1 protein-coding gene is annotated in these 611 nt (G+C 65.5%); it reads left to right on the top strand.

Going from position 1 to position 611, the window contains the following annotated elements:
* A partial coding sequence (locus tag DAI20_RS19760) for a DcaP family trimeric outer membrane transporter (protein WP_205781516.1) occupies nucleotides 1–611 on the top strand: 611 nt, incomplete at both ends.

Below are 611 nucleotides of genomic sequence, written 5' to 3'. Positions count from 1 at the left end.
TCGCAGAGACCGCCAAAGAGAAAGCGCTGGAAGCACGCGTTGCCGAACTGGAACGCCAGGTCCAGCTGCTGCTGTCCTCGCAGCAACAACAACAGACCCAGATCAGCCAGACCCAGCAGGCGGTGACCGAAGTCCGCACGGTGCAGGCCGAGCAGAAGCCGGTCGCCTCGGTGCCGGCGGACAAGCAGCCGATCCAGGTCACCACCATCACCCCGGGCGCGGCGCCGGGCACCACGGTCAAGATCGGTGGCTTCATCAAGGCCGACTTCCTGGCCACCCAGACCAGCGATGGCCAGCTGGCCGACGACGCCACCGGCCGCTCGCTGTACCTGCCGGGCCAGACCCCGGTGGAAGGCGCCGGCGGCAGCGGCAAGCGTTCGGGCACCGATTTCAACGCCCACGCCAAGTTCTCGCGCTTCAACCTGGGCATCGACAACGTGAGCGAATCGGGCAACAAGGCCGGTGCGTTCTTCGAGATGGACTTCTTCGGCAACTCGCTGGGCAACCAGACCGCCACCAATACCTACGGTGTGACCCTGCGCCACGCCTACATGTACTGGAACAACTGGATGGCCGGCCAGACCTGGTCCAACTTCATGGATGCGGCGTCG

The sequence above is a fragment of the Planctomonas deserti genome (genome assembly GCF_003067705.1).
GTDB classification, from domain to species: domain Bacteria; phylum Actinomycetota; class Actinomycetes; order Actinomycetales; family Microbacteriaceae; genus Planctomonas; species Planctomonas deserti.
This window is presented reverse-complemented; position numbering and strand designations above follow the sequence as displayed.